Here is a 19,217-nt window from a genome sequence, read left to right on the forward strand (position 1 = left end):
TTTGCCCAACTAAATGGCGGTATTCCAGGGTCCGTGTTGTAAAGGTGCGCTCCAATTCGGCGAAATCGAACTAAAGATCCGCAACACCGTTTCCAGTTTCCTGCAATTCGGCAAAATCGAACTACCGCGCCTCTGGACGGTTTCCGACTCCCTGTCATTGAGCAAAAGGGACTGACTGCGAGTAGTGGCACTACTTCCATCAACAATTATTGGAGTATTGGCGTAAACTCTTTAACTTCGATTTCCCCTCTCCACGGCTTAGCGTATTACCAGGCGTAAGCTTTCGGAGCCTCGCCGCCCGGACCTGGGAAAATCTCGTCCAGCCGCTTCATCGTTTCGTCCGTAAGCTTGATTTCGACTACCCGCAGCGTGTCCATGAATTGCTCGAGTGTCCTCGGCCCGATGATCGGCGCCGTCATAGCCGGATGCATCAGCGTCCAAGCGAGGGCCACATTCGCTTCGCTCTCTCCGATTTCCCGGCACAGCGCGGCGAATTGTTCCAGCTTGACCCGGTTAGCCTCCACCCGCTCCTGGGAGCGCGTGCTTCTCGAACCGCCCGACGCCTTCAAAGCGTTGCCGCCGAGCAAGCCGCCATCCAGTGGACTCCAGGCAATGACACCGATCCCATGCTCTTCAGCAGCAGGCAGCACTTCCAATTCCGGCAGTCTGCACATCAGGCTATATTTATGCTGTTCGGAGACGAGTCCCAATGTATGTCTCGCTTTGGCCTCGTAGTGAGCTTTGACCAAATCTCTTCCGGCAAAATTGCTCGAACCCACATAGCTGATTTTCCCCTGATTCACGTAAACCTGAAACGCTTCCCACAGCTCGTCCCAACTTACATTGCGATCAATATGGTGCATTTGATACAGTTCGATATGATCTGTGTTCAATCGGCGGAGCGATTGCTCCAGGTGACGGCGAATTTTGTAAGCGGACAAACCGCGCGCTTGATTGGGTCCGTCCAGGGGATCTTCCATGTCGCCATATACTTTGGTGGCCAAGACGACCTTTTCCCTGCGGCCGCCGCCCTGGGCGAACCAGCGCCCGATGATCTCCTCGGTTCTTCCCCGGTTGCCTTGCCCGCCGTACACGTTAGCCGTATCAAAAAAGTTGATGCCGGCGTCCAGAGCGGCGTCCATAATCCGGAACGATTCCTGCTCATCCGTCTCCGGCCCGAAATTCATCGTTCCCAAACATAAACGGCTCACCTTCAGCCCGGACCTTCCCAAGTATGTGTATTCCATTTGCTCATTCCTCCCCAACTTTTAGAATATTCCGCTAATTAAAACTATAGAGAATCATTCCGGACTTGGGAAGGACTGAAAAATTATATATTAAGTTACTTGAAGTTAACTGCCCCCACGAAATGGGAACAGTGTAAAGAGGCCGTTCCCAGGTCTAATTCGACCTTGGGAACGGCCCTATTGCCTTACCTTCGCGCATCCAACAGCCGGCTGATCAGGGCTGCCGCTTCTTCGCGGGTGATCGGCGCCGCCGGACGCAGCGTGCCGTCCGGGTAACCGCCGAGAATGCCGAGCCCGACGAGCTGCGGCACAAAGTCGCTCGCCCACGGCGGAATGTCGGCGGAATCGAGGAACGATCCGCCGATGCCGGCGCCGACGGTAGACAGTCCCGGCTCGGCCTTCAACAACCGGCCGACGATGGCGATCGCCTCCGCCCGCGAGATCGGGTTGGCCGGCTCGAGGTAAAGCCTGCCGTCGCCGCGGGTCGTGCCGCCGAGCCATCCGCGAGCTATGGCGGCGGCCACATAGGGCTGCGCCCAGGCCGCGACGTGGTCGCGATCGGCGAAGTCCGCCGGCAGCGCTGCGTTCGACCGCTCGTTGCCGAGCGCGCCGAGTGCGATCTTGATGAATTCCTGCCGCGTGATCGAGCGCTCCGGCTCGTAGAGCAGCGCCCGGCCGTTCTCGACGCCGTTCACGGCGCCGATCGAGGCTAGACGGTAGACGGGATCGCGGGACCAACGGTCGTGCATATCCTCGAACTGCGGCAGATTCGCGTTATACACCAGCGCGTATTTGCTGAAATGCGGGAGGGAGACGGTGATCGTCCCCTCTACCGGGTTGATGGTGCCCCCGACGAATTCCCACTGCTTGGTCCGCTCGTTCCACCAATAGATCGCGGTTCGATGGATGTCAGGGACCGCTGTCAGGTCGAAACGAACGGTAAGTTCGGCCGGCTGCGTCAACATCACCGGCTTATCGAATTGGAACTCGTAGATGTCGCCGACGATCTTGACGCCATCCGCCGCGTAGGCGGCCGGATTCGTCACGACGCCGGCGCCCAAGCCGACGTTGTCGGCGAGCGGCTGCGCCGCGATACGGATCACGGCGTTGTCCTGCACCCTCAGAATCGTCTCGCGATTCGGACTCACTGCGGCGGAAGCGACAAACTTCACGTTGTGCTCGCGCTCGATGAGCTGCTTCAGAATCGCCTCGAGCGTATTTTTTACGGCTTCCTCCGTCCCTTTGGGAGGCACGGTCGGCGGCGGCGGAGGCGAACCCGGGTCGCCAGGCGAATCGTCCTGCGGCGCCGGCGGTGTGTACCAATTGCCGTAATCGATCACCGGATCGCTCGGCGCACCGCTCGGTTTACCTATATTCACGATTAACGTATCCTCGAAGGCGAAATCGTTCGTGACCGCATACGACGCTTTGACTACGAGCTCGCCTTGGTCACGGGCCGACAATAGGCCCTGCTCCGACACCGCGCCGTAAGCCTCGCCCAGAATGATGCTCCACTCCACGCCGGCCGGATCGATCGCATATTCACGGCCGGACGAGTCTATCCCGACCGCTTGCAAGGCGATGTCATTTTGGGCCGGCAGCTTGAGAACGCCGTGTTCATCGAGCTCAGCAGGGCTGCCCGGAGGCAAGACGGGACGAAGCATCAGCTCCGTGAAGCCGCCAGCGGCGACGTTCATCGCCTCGACCGTGGTCTTCGTCTCGTTGCCGGCATCGTCGCGCGCGGCGATAACGATCGACTTAGACAAGTAGCCGTCCAGCGACACGCTTCGTTCGAATTGTCCCCTGGCATCTATGGATACCGACTGGCTATCCACAGTTACCGCGCTGCCGGGCTCGGCGGCTCCCTTCACGAGCAGGGAGCCGCTCGCGACCACCGCTCCCGGACGCGGACTCTCGACCTTCAGATCCGGTCCGGTCGTGTCCGAGACTACCCGGATGCCGGTGAGTGTCTTGTCGCCGCCCGCGTTCTCCGCGAGCACCTCGATCAGATTCGTCCCTTCCGTGAGCGGGATGCTCTGCGTCCATGCGGAGCCGCCGTATGTGCCGACCGTCGTCTGATTCACCTTCACCAGTGTGCGGACGACCGGATTGGACGGACTGAACGACTCCAGTTTCAGGTTGAAGGACGGATCCTTCACCACGTAAGCGAACTGACCGTTCGCGCCGTATTGGTTGACGATCGGCGCAAGATCCCGCTGCAGCGGGGTGAGCGTAACTCGAGGCGGCGCAGGCGTCGGCAAATAGGAGGCCGCCGATACGACCGGCTCGCTGTAAACCTTCGCCTCGCCCACCAGCTTGTAGCCTGCGATGGAGACGCGGTACTCCGCTCCCGGGACGAGCCCGATCGTGCCGCCGGATGCGTCCTTCATCGTCCCGCCGACCAACGCTTGCCGTTCGGCTCCGGCCACCTCCACCGGCCCGGCGCTGGCGACCGGCCGGCCGTTCGCCTGCAGCAGTTGGATCGTGTAGCCGTCCGGCGGCTGAGCCGTCTCCCACGCGACCCGGAACAAGCCGCTCCCTGCCGGGGACACGGTCACTTGCTGCGGGGCGCTCGGCTGATGCGGGTTCGTATGCGAGAACGCCGTGCCGCTGTAGGCGTTGCTCAGATGCGCCCCCGACTTGGCCAGCACAGCACGGATGTAATACGTTCCGCCGGGCATAGCTTCCGGCAGCGTGACGACGGTCGTCCCGGCTGCGGCGGGAATCCCTTCGGCTAGAAGCGTACCGGGGTCGCGCTCATTGTCGTTCGCCAGGAACAGCGAGACGGTCTCGTCCGCGACATGGCTCGCCTGCCAATCGACCTTCACTTGCTGAGCCCCGAGCTTCGTCGCCGTTACGCTATCGAACGAAGCTGGCACCGCCACATCCATAAGCGACCACACGAGTGGCTGATCCGACGTGATCGTCCAATTGCCGGCTGCCGGCTGCCGGAAGGAAACGTACACGCGCTTCTCCTCCGTCCCGGATTGAGAATCCTGCGCGGAAATCGTCTGCGTCAGGTAATTCGTATCAGGGATGAGCGGATAGTCTCGACCGGACGGATCCTGCACTTGTACGTTGGGCAGCGTCCCGTTGTACTTCAGCTCGAGCAGGGCGATCTCTTGCTGCGCCGGCATCGGAACGGTATACGTCTGGGAGGCGCTCAATGTCCGCACGTTGCCTGCTGCCGCTTTGCCGCCCGGGCTCGAGCCTCCGTCCGAACCGGCGATGCGGCGAACGTTCGTCCCGAAGCTTACCGTGCCGGCCAGGTCTCCGGACTCGCTGTACAAGCTTTGCTCGCCCAGTCCGGCGGTCGCCGGCAGCATGCCGGGTACCAACCGGGCGGAAGCGATCTTGGGCAGCTTATCGCCCCACTTGTATTCGAAGCCGATCGGGATGCCGATAATTTCCGCTTGCCCTTTGACCCGCTCGGTGCTGAGCTCGCCCTCCGCGGAGCCGAGCACCAAGCCTCCGACCAGCGGAATCGCCTTAGGCACTTTGACATCGACCTTCCCGCCGCCGGCCATATAGATCGGGCCGAACAACCCGCTGCGGGAAGCGTCGTAGGACAGGACGAAGTACACCTCGCCTTCGATAATATCCAGAATCTCCAGCTTCGCTCCCGCCCGGAGCGTAACGCCGAATTGACTCCAGCTCTTTGCGTCGGCGAACTCGATGCTGCCGCTCACTTCCTTGAGAATCGGGAATTTCGCGATCTCGAACTCGCCGGAAAATTCCACGCCGCGCATCGACAGCCCGAGCGTGACGTTGTCGGCGGAGATCACCTTCGCCACGCTCATGCCTCCGACTATTACGAGCTTGAGCGGCGGCAAGAAATTGAAGTTGCCCATAAGCGAATCGTACATGTTGCGGAAGCCGCCGCCGCCCTTCGTTATGTAGGCGACCGGCGTAGTGGGGATGAGCGGAATTCCCGGCTCGGCCCCCACGACGAAGATGAAATTGTCCGGAATCGGGACTCCGCTCTCGGTGAAGCGCAACGTAAGCAAGCCGTTCACTTCCACGACCTTGAACTCGACGTTCGCTTCGATCTCGAACTTGCGGTCGAACGTATCGAGCAGCACGCGTCCGCTGGCGCCCAGGTCGAGCCCGGGCACCATGCCGTCCGGCAGCCCGGCGTTGCCTTCGGCGCGCAGGCCCAGGAAGCCGAACGTCCCGGCGCGGCCGAACAGATCGGTCTGCTGGCGGATGCCGAACCGGGCTTCATCCAAGTCGAGGCCCAATTCGAACTCGCCTTCCTCCTCTTCATCCTCTCCGTCACCAGAAGAACCGGGGGAGCCCGATGAACCCGAGGAGCCCGATGAACCGGAAGATCCCGATGAACCCGAGGAGCCCGATTGCGGGTTCTCCTCATCCCCCGACTTCCCGGCGTTGAAGTTCATCGACACCTTGCCTCCGAAAGAGATGCTCTCGTGCCCGATGACGGCGTTCTTCATCTCGACCTCGAAGAAGCCCATCTGCTGAATGAGCGACAGTCCCTTCAGCACGTCCCAGCCGATCTCGATCGGCTGCTGCCCCGCATCTTCGTCCGCCTCCAGCGCATAGCGCGTGCCATCCGTCAGTTCGATCCCGAACGGACCGAAGGCGAACGGGAATCCCGGAATCGACAGCACGCCGTTCCCGCTCAAACTGACGTAATCCTCGTCATGATCGGCATCGCTCGCCCGCTTTTGTACGACGATCTTTTGCGACGCCAGACCAAAGATCGCGCTCAATTCCTCAGACGTGTCGTAGCGAACGGCGGCATTGATCGTGGCGCCGGCGCCGATCTCGTAGATGGGCTGCTCGCCCGCCAGGGCGGTAATCGCCCCCCGAATTTCCAGCAGCACCGCCTTGTCGTCCGGCGTGCCGGCCCGAACGTACTGCTCCTGGAGCTCCTTCAGCTTCACCTCGCTCTCGACGGGAACGATCGAATACCGCTCCGCCCCGGCTCCCTGCTCGCCACGGCTCGGGCTGATGTTCTCGCCGACGACGAGCAGGATGCCGTAGCTCCTCGGCCTGAACCTCTCGTCCAGCGTGAACTCGATCCGCTTCTCGAACGTACCGTACACGCCGGCGGCGAGACGCAGCTTATACATGCCCGGCTCGGACTTGAGTGACGGCCACAGCGTATCGGCCAGTCGAACCGAGATCGTCTTGTCGTCATGAATGGTGACATCCTGCCCGGGCACGGTCACCTCCGCCCCGTCCCGCTCGCGGACCATCGACACGCGCCAGTCGGACGTTCCCTTCAAGACTTCGAAGCCCTTGCCCTGCAGCGAGATCGTCGGATTCGCGTCCAGCATATAGGCTTTGCGAGGCAGCGCCTCAAGCAGCTGAACGTCCGGAATTCGGCCGGAGAGCGCCGGCACGACGACGAACGACGCCTGTATGCTCTCCTCGCCTCCATCCGCCTGGACGACAACTTGGTACGGCGCGGCTTTGTATGCGTATTGCGGTTTCGCCTTCACCTTCCAGCCGACCGACTTCACCTCGCCCTTGGCCAGCGGACCGACCGTCTTGGTACGCCGCTCCCCTTCCGCGAGCTCCAGCTCGACCGGCAGGCCGAGCACCGCCGTGACCGAGTCGTGCGACACCGAACGGTCGATCGAATTGTCGATATCGACGCGAATCTCGAACGGCTCTTCCCGGTAGCCGTTACGCGCCGCGTTCAGAGTCAGCTGCTTGGGCGTGGCCAGTTGAATCTGATATGTCGCCTGCTTCTGCGAAGTGAAGAAGCTGCCCAGCCCATAGTACGTCTCGAACACGCGCTCCCCGCCGGGTGCGATCGACGACGGATCCCAATACAGCGCCACCGCGCTGTCGGCGGACCCGTACCGGTTGTTCGCGGTCGTGAAATCGAGATTCGGATCGATCGCATAGTCCCATTTGGTCTCGGAGATGCCGTTCCAATGCGCGATAATCATCCGATTGGGGGCGGCATTGCCCCATCCCTGGGTGAAGCCGTACGACAACACCTTCGGGCCCACGGGATTGTCCGTCGCCTTCCAGTAAGACGGCATCGAACCCTCGATCTTCGTCTCCGTCCGGAAGTAATCCGTCCGTCCCGCCACGGAGATCGGAGCGGAGTCGACGGGGCCCAGCATCGTATCGAGCAAGATCCGTGTCCCGACGGATATGCTTCGGTTCGTCGTGTTTTTGACTTTATACGAAACCTTCACATTCCCTGCATTCGGATTCGTGGAGTCCTCCACCAAAGTGAGCGTTTGGATAATATCGAGGCCTTCGGCCTTCCAGACCGATTGATTCGTCGCCCCGTCATTCACCGGACTCGTGGCGAGCGAGCCGTTCAGACCAAGGAATCCGTAGCCGTTGCCGTAGATCAAGTCTTTGCCGTCAATGCGGAACGTCGTGAATGATGTCTCCGGCCATTCGTCCCGGAACAGCAGCGGCTTGTCGTTGTCGCCCGCCTTGAGCGGCGAGCCTTCTTTGGTCTTGATGCTGAAGCGGCCCGTGTTCGCGTTCACCGCAACGTCGAGATAAGCATTGCCCACCGTCACGATCGACGGGACCGCGGCGACGGTGGCGGCGTGAATCCCGCTTGCGGGCAGCGCCAATGTAAGACAGAGCGCAATAGCGACGACAAATTGGATAATGGAGCGCGAAGTCCGTTTTCTCATAAGCCGCTAGCCCCTCCCTGCCGAACGGATTCAGGCAAAATATAGATGTGGACCAGCTTCGTCTGCCGTTCCTGGTCCTGCACGTAGAACGTGTAGTACCCGTACTCCGAGATCGGCAGACCAGCCTGCTCGACCAAGGTGCGGGCCAGCTTGAAGTCTCCTTTGGCCTTGAAGCCGCGCAACCATTTTACGGTATTCGCACCCTGCGTGCCGAATGCCTTCAGTTGGATCGCGTTGCCGTAGGCGAGTGCCTCGTCGCCCGTCAGCGGCTGCGAGTTCACATACAACGTGAAACTCGTAGGCGCCACGACCACGGCGTTTCGGGTCGCGACGGTCGTATGGCCTGCGCGGTCGGTGACGCTATACGTGATCGTGTACGTACCCGGCTGCTGCGGGTTCACATTGTGCACGACCGCTACTTGCGGCAGGACGTTGCCGTCCAGATTGTCGGTCGCCTGCACGTCGGCCAGCGGATCGAAGATCGAGCCTGCGGATAGCAGCAGCTGCTCTCCGCCCTCGAAGCGCACAACCGGCTTCACATGGTCGATGTTCTTCACTTCGACGCGGAGATCGTAGCGGTTGCCGCGCTCATCCGTGGCGACCAGCCATCGAGTACCGTTCTCCGCGAACGTGAGCGCGTTCCCCGTCACGCCTTCGATGCCCAGCGGCCGGTCCGTGACGATCGTAACCGTCACCGGGTTTTGGGTCGGCGCCGTTTCGCTGTAGGCGAACGTCACGTTCGCTTTCGTCTTGTCAATGTTACCGACCGCGGCTTCGATCTCCGCCACATTCCCCGCCATGTCCTGCACGATGATTGGGAATCGCCCGTTCTCCCGGAACACGTACTGCGGAGAGCGATTGTTATTCAGCACGACGATTGGCTCCCCAGCCGTTACGGTCACGATCACATTGTCCTTAGTCGGGGCAGTCGAGCTATAGCTGAGCGTGGGCACGGGCGGCGTCCGATCGATCCAGTAGACGGAGGCCGTCACGGTGCCCGCATTGCCGGCCCGATCCCGCACTTCGAACGTGTAGCTCCCGTTGGCCGAGAAATCATGGCCGGCGCTTCCGTTGTTGCCGATGACGGTAATGGGTTCATTCGCGACCACAATCGCCCGCACATCGGCATTCGTCGGAGCGAGTGTCGAGTATTGGATTTGCAGAGCGGGTTGAACCTTGTCGATGCGATCATATGCGGCGGTGACGGTATTGACATTGCCGGCTTCGTCGCGGAATTCGAACGTGTACGTCCCATTCTCCGTGAACGTATAAGCGGTTTGGCCTCCATTGTTCACCACCGTGACTTGCCCTTCTGCATCAGCGGCGACAAGGGTGGCGACCACAACCTGATTCGTCCAGCCCGACTGGCTGTAGACGACCCTTCCAGCAGGTGCGGTTCGGTCGATATTGTCCACCCTCAGCAGCGTAGAGCCGGTGTTCCCGGCCGAATCCATATAATGCAGCTCGAACGTACCATTCTCAGTGAAGGTGACCTGCGAGCTGCCGTTGTTGTTCGTAATTGTGACCGGCTTCGATTCGTTCGGGAACGTCACCGCGGCCGTCACGTTGTTGCGGGTCCATGCCGTTTCACTGTAAGTCGCGACCGCGTGCGGCGGTTCTCGATCGATATTCGAGACGGTGGCGGTGACCTGGGACAGATTGCCCGCGTTGTCGCGGAACAGGAACGTGAAGGTGCCGTTCTCCGTGAACGTATACGTCGGACTGCCTCCGTTGTTCAGGATGGTAATGACCGAATCGGGTCTGTCATCGACTACGGCAAGCGTAACCGTAACGTCCGTCTTCGTGTCCACCCCGCCGGCCGGGTTGTAGCTCAAGGTCCCGGATGGCGCGATCTTATCGATATTGCGGACCGAATGGATCATCAGGTCGCTCGTCATGCCGGTATCCAAATCGATGATTTGGTACTGGAAGCTGCCGTTCGAGGGAAAATCATATACGACCTTCGTGACGGTTTGGCTGACCGGGATGGCATCCGCGGGAACGATAAGGTTCATGATGCTCCTGGGCGGGCTGCCTTGCGCATCGATCGTGACGCGTACCGGCTCGTTCGTCCAGCCCGTGGTGGAATAGCTTACGCTCGCAGACGGCGTGTTCTTGTCGATGTGATACACCGAAGCCGTAACGGTCCCGACATTGCCGGCGGCGTCATGGAAGACGAAGTCGAACGATCCGTTCTGCTCAAAAATATAATGCTCCGACCCGCTGCCGGGACTCGTGATCGTGATCGCTTCGTTCGCGCCGAGCGTGGCGGTAACCGTCCCGGCCGTTCGTCCGACTGGATTGTAGCTGACGGTACCGACGGGCGCCGTATTATCGAGCGTGAACGGGTTGCTGCGCTTCTTGCCCGCATTGCCCGCCGGATCGGTCGCCTTCGCCCACAAGTACCAGATGCCGTCCGCTCCATTCAGCGTTGCAGTCCAGTCGGGGCCTAGCGGCGTCCAGACGGCCGGCTCGTTCACCGCATCCTGCGACCAGGCATATTCGTACGCTAGAGGGCCCGGGCCGTTATCGGTCGCGGCGATGACGGTGCTGACGGAACGCCTCGGCTCGGGAGACCCGTCGACGCTCAGGCTGACGATCGGCAGCTGCTTGTCGATCCAGGTCACGCTCGCAGCCGCCGTACCGATGTTGCCGGCCAAGTCTTGGAACCGGAACGTGTGCGTCCCGTTGTCCTGGAACTCGTAAACGGCTCCCGGGGGATCGTAAGCGATGCCGCCGGCTGGCGTAAGATTGTCGGTCACCGACAGAGTCGCGGTCACCGGTCCGTTCGTCCACGCTTGCGTGTTGTAGGCGATCTGCGTCGCGGCCGGAGGCGTCGTGTCGTATACGACCGAGATCTCGTATACAGGGCTGACATTGCCCACCGTATCGCGATACTTGACGCCGATCGAGTGCGAGCCTTCCACTTCCGGCAGTGAAACGTCCACTTCCATCGCCCCGGAATATTCCTGCCACCCGCCTGACGGAGCGCCATCGATCAGTACTTGGAACTGAGCCGCCTGAGTTCCCTGATCGGTTGCGGACAACGCGACCGGAACCAAGCTGTTGTTCGTCATCGTCTTGGCCGTCTGGATCGAGCCGGCAGGCGGCGAATGGTCGAGACGGTACGGACCGCCGGTCGCAAGCGTCCAGTTGCCCGCCTGGTCGTACACCTTGGCATGGATGTAATAAATACCGGTGCGGTTATCCAGTGTGAACTGTCCGTCGCCGGAGGTGCTCCAGGCCGCATCGTCCCCGTCGGTCACAGCCTGCTCGGTGATCGTATATTTGATCGTGATGCCGGGCGGTGTGGAGGATCCGCCATCCGTGATATTCAAGCGTGTGGTCTCCGCAGCGCTGTAGGCCGAATTGCCCGGATTCGTGAACGTAACGGCCGGCTTCGTATTGTCCAGCACGAACGCTTGCGGCGTATCGGCGAAGCCGACATTGCCTGCGCTGTCCTGCGCTTTGACGTGAAGGTAAAGCGAACCGTCCGCTCCCGGCGGTGTAGACACCGTGGCCGTATGCGTCGCCTTGGACCCGGTGCCGTCGAAGAACGGCTGCCAGCCGGGATCGTCCGCGGCCGGAGAGGCGGCACTCCCTGACCATTGATAATACGCGGGGCCAAGAGTCGCCCGGGCGTCCTGCAGCGTCACATCGACTTGCCTGCCCATAGCAGGAATGCCGCTGCCCTGGGTGGAGAAGGCGATCGAAGGCGGCGTCCGGTCGATGACGAAATCCAAGCTTTCGGCGGTTTTGCTGTTCCCTGCGGTGTCGACGGCCGTCACCTCCAGCTTGTAATCGCCCTCCACGACGTTCGGAACCTGAAGCGTTCCGCTTGCGCCCGAGCTTCCGGAGTGGTACGTCCCATCCTTGTACCATTTGTAGGAGGCTTCCCTAATTCCCGATAAAGCGTCTGTCGCCGCGTATTGCACCGTATGGCCGGCGCCTGCCGCCCCGAACATCGGCGATATCGCGATGTCGGGCTGCTGCTGGTCATAGTTGAACGGCCCTGCCGTCCGGATCGTGATATTGCCGGCTGCGTCTACCGCTTTGGCATGCAGGTAATACGTCCCGCTCCCGGACGGATCTAGCGCATGCGCCCCATTCATCATCAGGTTGTCGATCGAAGCGGCGGCAGGCGGCGTCGCGGTCTGGGTCCATGCATAGTAGAGCAACACATTGCTGTTGACCGGAGCGTCCGTAGTCGACACCGTGATCCCGTGAGTCCTTTGGTAGGAGGTGTCGGCCGCTTTACCGAAGGCAATCGTCGGAGCGCTGGTGTCGATGTAGATTTCGGGGGTAAACAACGAGATGAAGTAGTCGTTGGCGAGCATTTCCGAACCGTCGTCGAAGTGGTAATTGTCGCCTGGATTAAAATAATAGTCGTCTCCAGTCCCGCATAAAGTAGGCCCGCGCACCAGTGCGATTTTGCCGGAAGTGGCGCCTGCCGCAACCGTATGGTGAAAGAGCGGAGCGTAATACGAATCTTGCCCCGGGATGGCATCAATCTGAAATGACACAGGGTTGTACCCGGGCATGTCCACTTTGGCCTCGACGAAGCCTTCATGGGTACACGTCGAGGAACTGGCGTCGAAGGCGATCGCGATCGTAATCCGCTGACCCGCCTTGAAGAAATATTTGCCGTTGACCGGTTGCACGCCGTGGGAATCGAGCGTGACCTCTAGCGGGTACCGGTTCGGCGGGATCAGGTTCGCAGCTAACGCGGGCGTTGCCGCCGTTAGCGAACCCCCCGCCCAAAGCACTATGACAAGGAATAAAAGGGCGATTTTTCTCATAGCTCCTCCTGACTTTAGGATCAAGTTGCCGATCCTGATTATAGGAGGTGAAGGTTAAAGTTGGGTTAAACGGAGACAACTTTCGCGAAATGAGAAAAACGGCCCACTCGGGAGCCGTCGAAAAAGAGGCATTAAGACCTACCTGTTAACAAATCCTTAAGAAGTGGAAAACTTGTAGCCGAACCCTCTGACCGTCTGGATGAACTTCGGATGGGCCGGATCGTCCTCGATTTTTTTGCGCAGGTTGCTGATATGGACCTTGACCGTCTGCTCGTCGCTGGCGTTGTCCAGCCCCCACACCAGAGCATAAATCTGCGAAACGCTGATCACTTGATTCCGATGCTCCAGCAGGACGAACAGCAGTTGCCGCTCCTTCGTGAACAGGGGGACGGGTTCTCCGTCTCGCAAGACGGTCCGTCCCGGCCAATCGATCTCGAGGCTACCGTACTTGCTGATCCGGTTGTCTGCCGCGACCCCCGTTCGGCGCAGGATCGCTCGCACGCGCGCGACCAGAATGGCGGGATCGAACGGCTTCGTCATGTAATCGTCCGCCCCCAGCTCGAGACCGCCGATGATATCCTCCGCATCCCGCTTGCAGGTCAAGAACAAGATGGGAGTTGCGGAGCTCCTGCGGATGTCCTGGCAAATGTCAAGCCCGGTCATGCCGGGGAGGAGGATATCCAACAGCACGAGCACTGGCTTCTCCTGGTGGAACAGCTGCAAGCCCCGATTCCCGTCCCCGGCCGTCAGCACGTCATAGCCTTGACTCTCCAGCGTGAGCCGGATCAGCTCCAAAATATCGGCGTCATCTTCCACGACCAACAGCTTCGTCCCGGTTTTCATCCCGTCGCCAACTCCTCTGCCGCCTCAACCTGAAGCGGAATGATAAAATAAAACACGCTCCCGCGATCCGGCTCGCTGTTCACTCCGATAACGCCGCCGTGCTGCACGACGATCTGCTTGGAGATGGCGAGACCGAGACCTGCACCTTCCAAACGGGCATTGAGCTGCCCTTTCCCTGTCCCCCGGTAAAATCGCTCGAACACGCTGTCCAGTTCCTCGGCGGCGATCCCGATCCCCGTGTCGGCAACCTCCACCCTCACCGCGGGCTCGCCCGTCCCCGGCAGCGTCGCGGCGGCCCATCCGATGTGGATCGTGCCATCGGGCGGGGTGAACTTCCGGGCGTTCGTGACGAAATTCGCCAGCACCTGCTCGATACGAACCGGATCGATGCGCAGCGAAGCCCCTTTCGGCAATTCCATCCCTTTCGCCACCAAGGTCACGGTATTTTCCCCCGGCTCACCGCCTGCCCACGTATGGGATTCTGCCAGCTTCCGCAAATACGCTTCCGCCGGGACGTCCTGGAGGTGAAAGCGCAGCTGCATCGCTTCCAGCTTCGACAGCTCGAACAAATCCTGGATAATCCGGTCCAGGTACAATGTCTTCCCGTAGATTAGCTGCAGCGTGCGGGGCTCGTCGGCCCGAATGACGCCGTCCAGCATCAGCTTGATATACCCTTGAATAGAAGTGAGCGGGGTCCCGAGCTCATGGGAAATCGTGGACAGCAGCTGCCGCCGGGAGTGCTCCATCCGGTTCAGCTCGCGATTGCGTTCTTCCAGCTGATCGTTCGACTCCCTCAGCTCTGCGGTGCGTACCTCGACCTTTTGCTCCAACGACTCGTTGATCGTCTTCATCTCGGCGGACAGCCGGGCAGATTGGCGGAATGCATGCGAGAATCGACCGGCCAGATTGAGCGACTGCGTCAGCAGGAAGCCCAGCAAGCCGAACGGGATGAAGTTGCCCTCGTTCACCCATTGGGTGTAGAACAGGACATCGTTCGCGATCGTCGCACTGAAGAATACGAAACCGACTCCGTTCAGAGCCGACCCTTGCCGTCTGCGGACCGCGGCCAGCCCGTACACATAAGTTACATACAGGACCGTCGGGAGCGCTCCGAGCAGAATATAGGGGATGAACAACTCGGTATAAAAGGAAGCGGGCGTCGCAACCACGATCCCCGCCATGACGCCGTTAATCGCAAGCGAAATTCGTTTCACGAACCGGACCGATTCCTCGGGGTACTGCGATTGCGTGAACAGAAGCAGCCAGTAAAACCCGAAGGCGACCGACAGGTATTCCACCTTGACTGCGGCCTCCCAGGGGAAGGAAGGGAATAAGTATACGGCCATCGTCTGCCCCAGGACGGCGATACGCAAGCTGACGGCCAGACAGACGCCCCCGAAGTAGAGCGGGGACTTGTCCTCCCGGCGAAAAGCGTACAGTCCCAGGTGATACACCGCCATCATGAAGATGCTGCCGAATACGATGACCTCCGTCACGATCATGCGGTTCCGCCAATGCGTGATGGTCTCTCCGTCCCCGAAGCGGATCGTCTCCCAGAGGCCGCCTTTGCGCTGAACGAAGCTCGACACCTGCACGACCAGCTCTATCCGATCGCGGACGGGCTGGAAATAGTAGACGTTAGGCACGTTCTTGGGCGACATCGTCTCCTTGGACGTTCCGACGACGCCCCGTCCCCCGAGCTCCTCCCCATCCACCCAGAGGCGATAGGACGTAGCCACACTAGGAATGTACAGCGCTTGAATGTGCTGCGCCTCGCCGGCTGGAAGCCGGATGACGAGCCGGTATGTAGCGTAGCCCTTGTTCGGCATAGGGGCGCCGTTATCCCGATAGTCGCTCCAGATACCGGGTACGGCCACATACGCGGGAACCGCGGTCTGTGAGCCGGCCTTCAAGTCATCAGGCGCGAGCAGCTGTCGCCAATAAAACTCCCATTCCCCCACCAGCTTCGTTCCGCCGGATCGTCCTGCGGGACTTTCGGACAAATCGAGGACTCCTCTCACGGCGGCCGGCGTCTCCGATCGGGTCACCGGCGGGTCGGCCGGGCTTGCCGCTCGGGCATGCGGCGAACCGGCCAGCATCAGCGCTAGCCCGATCAACGCCCAAAGGATTGTTTTATTCAGTAAAATAGGCCATTCTCCTTGCTCCGGTTAGAAGATGCGATATCCCTATCATAGCCGCTCTCGGTGCAATTGGGAACGGCCCGGCTGCATTCGACGAGTTTCAGCACCCACAGAAAGTAGCCTTTCATAAGCCGCCTCTTGTAGAAATCATTACCTTTGACGGGTTGTACGGGGCCCTATACTATAGAATAATGGCTGTACCGACATGTCTTTTTCGACTGTGCGCTCTTACTTTACCGCTTTCATGCATAAGCGTATGCCAGTCCACGCTACCAATCTTACTGGAGGGGTTCTCGACTATGAAAAGGAAACTAGGAATTTTTGTTATTGCGACAGCCCTGTTGGCTGCAGCATCCGGCTGCGGAGAGAAACCGAAGGATGCCACGTCTGCAGGCGGCAATACCGACAAGAAATCTTACCAAATCGCGATATCCCAATATGTGGAGCATCCTTCTTTGGACGCGACCCGCAACGGCATTTTGGCGGCGCTGAAAGATGCCGGCCTTACGGAAGGCACCAACTTAAAAGTGGATTACAACAACGCCCAAAACGATTCCGCCAACAACTTATCCATTGCCCAGAAGATCGCCTCGGGGAAAAACGACTTGGTCATTGGAATCGCCACGCCTTCCGCTCAGGCGCTCGTTCAGCAGGTGAAGAATACGCCGGTTCTGTTCGCGGCCGTTACCGATCCTATCAATGCCAAAATCGTGAGCAATATGGACAAGCCTGGCGGCAACGTCACCGGCGCCTCCGATACGAATCCGGAAGCCATTGTCAGTCTGATGGATTTTATCGCCGCTAATTTCCCGAAGGTGAAAAAAATCGGTATCGTCATTAATGAAGGGGAGTCGAATGCTGTCGTAATGGCCGATCAAGCTAAAAAGGCTCTTTCCAAACACGGGATCGAGTTGATCAAAGCGCCGGTTACGAATACATCGGAGGTCAAGCAGGCGGCTGAATCGCTGGCAGGCCGTGTCGATGCGCTCTACATTACGCTCGACAATACCGTCGTCAGCGGCGTGGATACGATCTTGAAAGTCGCGAACGACAAGAAGATTCCTTTCTTCTCCAGCGACCGCGATACCGTTGAAAAAGGTGCCTTTGCCACCGTAGGCTTCAAATATTACGATCACGGCTACCAAGTCGGCCAGATGGCGGCGGATATTTTGAAAAACGGCAAGAAACCGGCCGAGATGAAAGTAACCGTACCGGACAAGCTCGACGTCATCTTGAATCTGAAAGCAGCCAAAGATCAAGGAATCGATGTTACCGACGCTATGAAAAGTGCGGTCAAGGACCAGAAGAATAACATTATTCAATAAATGTCATTTTAAGGGGGTGGACAGACGCCTAATGTCCACCCTCTTTACATGATGAAGGAGGCAAATCACATGATGGGGTCCTTGATTGAATCGTTACCCGGATCGATTGAGCTGGGGCTGCTCTATGCTTTAATGGCGCTGGGCGTGTACATCACATTTCGGATATTGGATTTCCCGGATCTCACCGTTGACGGCAGCTTTGCCACCGGTGGAGGAATCGCGGCGATCCTCATCTCCCATGGAGCTTCCCCTTGGCTGGCTTGTTTGGCCGCTTTAGGCGGAGGTCTGGTCGCGGGGGCTTGCACGGGGCTTTTACACACCAAAGGGAAAATCAACGGGCTGCTGTCCGGAATTTTGATGATGATCGCCCTGTACTCCGTCAATATGAGGATCATGGGCAAACCCAATGTCTCCTTGCTCGGGGTGGATACGATATTCACCGTCGTCCATCCGCTCGTTCTTATGCCGATTTTGGTGATCCTCGTTAAGCTGCTGTTGGATGGTTTTCTGCATACCGATATGGGTATGGCGCTTCGGGCAACCGGCGACAATTCTCGAATGATTCGCAGTCTGGGCGCGAATACGGACAACACGACGATTTTAGGGCTCAGCCTGTCTAACGGCTTGGTCGCGTTATCCGGAGCCTTGATCACCCAGCAGTCCGGCTTCGCGGATATCTCGATGGGGATCGGGATGATCGTGATCGGTTTGGCCTCGGTCATCATAGGAGAAGCGATATTCGGTGCCCCTACCGTCTTTCGGGCGACTCTGGCTGTTTTGCTCGGTTCCATCATTTACCGGATTGTGATCGCCATCGCCCTTCAGGTTGAATGGCTCGATGCATCCGACTTGAAGCTGATCACGGCCGTCATTGTAATCATTGCTCTCGTGCTTCCTTCGGTTCAACGAACATGGAGGCAAAAAAACTTGGCGAAAAAACGTTCCGCTTACTTTGCCGGGACTCCTACCGATCACAAAACCGGGGGTGACCGTTAATGCTTGAATTATCGAAAATATCGAAGTTGTTCAACCCTGGCACTCCGGACGAGAAAGTCGCCCTGAACGGAATCACCTTGAAGCTGCAAGCCGGTGAATTCGTCACAGTCATTGGAAGCAACGGGGCGGGCAAATCCACATTGATGAACATTATTTCCGGCGTCACGAAACCGGATTACGGCGAAGTTCGCATTGAGGGCAAAGTGATCCATCCCCTTCCGGAATACAAGCGCAGCCGTTGGATCGGACGCGTCTTCCAAGATCCGATGGCCGGTACCGCTCCCCATATGTCCATTGAGGAGAATTTGGCCATGGCCTATAGGCGCGGACAATCGCGGGGGCTTCGGTTCGGGGTAACCTCCGGCAAACGCGCTCTGTTCCGCGAACAGATCCAGCGTCTCGGCTTGGGTCTCGAGGACCGGCTTGGGGCCAAGGTGGGGCTGCTGTCAGGTGGCGAACGGCAGGCGCTCAGCTTGTTGATGGCCACTTTCACCAAACCGGATATCCTGCTCCTGGACGAGCATACGGCCGCTTTGGACCCTTCTCGGGCCGAGCTGATTACCAGGCTGACCGAGCAGCTCGTCCGCGAAATGAAGCTCACCACTTTGATGGTCACCCATAATATGGAGCAGGCTATTCGGCTGGGCACCCGTCTGCTCATGATGGATAAAGGCCGAGTCTTAATCGATCTCGAACAAGAGCGGAAGAAGAATATAACCGTAGCGCAGCTTCTCGGGGAATTTGAGAAAATCAGCGGCAATAAACTGTCCGACGATCGGATAGTTCTTGGCTGAATTTGAACCCATCCACTGGGTCAAACTTTGATTGTAACCGCTGGCTGCGGAAAGGTTCGACGCCCGCTATCGGCATGAGAGGGAATTTCTCCCCCTTTTCGATGGATAGGCCGCCGGATCGGCTCCATGAAGGGGAATTTCTCCTTCTTTTTCAATCGAAATCCGTCCAATTGGGGCTTTCGCTCGGAAAGAGAGGGAGGTTTTCCCCTTGATGCCGCCGGAAGTCGTAAAATCGGCCCAATGAGAGGGAGGTTTTCCCTCTCAGGTAGGTGCAAAGTACGGGCTTCAGCCTAATGCGGTTCAGGGGCCGTAGCGGGTCAAAAAAGGAGCAGCAAAATGCAAGCTGCTCCTTACCGTCTTTACTCACCGTGTTGCTCTCAAGCTGTTCCGGACGTATCCGTTCCGTCTGGGCCATCCACAAGATCTACCACACC

Annotated in this window: 8 protein-coding genes; 3 read left to right on the plus strand and 5 right to left on the minus strand. The window is 59.2% G+C overall.

The window, feature by feature from the left end; all coding sequences use genetic code 11:
• Positions 1 to 266: 266 nt before the first annotated feature.
• The 5 genes from ACI5FR_RS00525 to ACI5FR_RS00545 form a co-directional block, all read right to left on the minus strand.
• Entirely contained in the window at positions 267 to 1,247 is a 981-nt protein-coding gene (locus tag ACI5FR_RS00525; protein ID WP_405448879.1) for an aldo/keto reductase, read from the minus strand.
• A 185-nt stretch (positions 1,248 to 1,432) separates the two neighbouring features.
• On the minus strand, positions 1,433 to 7,885 hold the full coding sequence (locus ACI5FR_RS00530; RefSeq protein WP_405448881.1) for an S-layer homology domain-containing protein: 6,453 nt from the start codon (positions 7,883 to 7,885) through the stop codon (positions 1,433 to 1,435).
• Positions 7,882 to 12,684, minus strand: coding sequence for an Ig-like domain repeat protein (locus tag ACI5FR_RS00535; RefSeq protein WP_405448883.1), 4,803 nt, complete (start codon positions 12,682 to 12,684; stop codon positions 7,882 to 7,884). The genes ACI5FR_RS00530 and ACI5FR_RS00535 overlap by 4 nt, the downstream gene beginning before the upstream one ends.
• Positions 12,685 to 12,840: 156 nt before the next feature.
• On the minus strand, positions 12,841 to 13,527 hold the full coding sequence (locus tag ACI5FR_RS00540) for a response regulator (RefSeq protein ID WP_405448886.1): 687 nt from the start codon (positions 13,525 to 13,527) through the stop codon (positions 12,841 to 12,843).
• Positions 13,524 to 15,644, minus strand: a complete 2,121-nt coding sequence (locus ACI5FR_RS00545; RefSeq protein ID WP_405448888.1) for an ATP-binding protein — start codon at positions 15,642 to 15,644, stop codon at positions 13,524 to 13,526. Before ACI5FR_RS00545 ends, ACI5FR_RS00540 begins: the two co-directional genes overlap by 4 nt.
• A gap of 323 nt (positions 15,645 to 15,967) precedes the next feature.
• Between ACI5FR_RS00545 and ACI5FR_RS00550 the strand changes: the two genes are divergently transcribed.
• From ACI5FR_RS00550 to ACI5FR_RS00560, 3 genes are all read left to right on the plus strand, one after another.
• Positions 15,968 to 16,993: an ABC transporter substrate-binding protein gene (locus tag ACI5FR_RS00550; RefSeq protein ID WP_405448891.1), complete on the plus strand. Its 1,026-nt coding sequence runs from the start codon at positions 15,968 to 15,970 to the stop codon at positions 16,991 to 16,993.
• A 69-nt stretch (positions 16,994 to 17,062) separates the two neighbouring features.
• On the plus strand, positions 17,063 to 17,989 hold the full coding sequence (locus tag ACI5FR_RS00555) for an ABC transporter permease (protein ID WP_405448894.1): 927 nt from the start codon (positions 17,063 to 17,065) through the stop codon (positions 17,987 to 17,989).
• Positions 17,989 to 18,783: an ABC transporter ATP-binding protein gene (locus ACI5FR_RS00560; RefSeq protein ID WP_405448897.1), complete on the plus strand. Its 795-nt coding sequence runs from the start codon at positions 17,989 to 17,991 to the stop codon at positions 18,781 to 18,783. Before ACI5FR_RS00555 ends, ACI5FR_RS00560 begins: the two co-directional genes overlap by 1 nt.
• Positions 18,784 to 19,217 lie beyond the last annotated feature (434 nt).

Source organism: Paenibacillus sp. HJGM_3, assembly GCF_045062745.1.
GTDB lineage: Bacteria > Bacillota > Bacilli > Paenibacillales > NBRC-103111 > Paenibacillus_AA.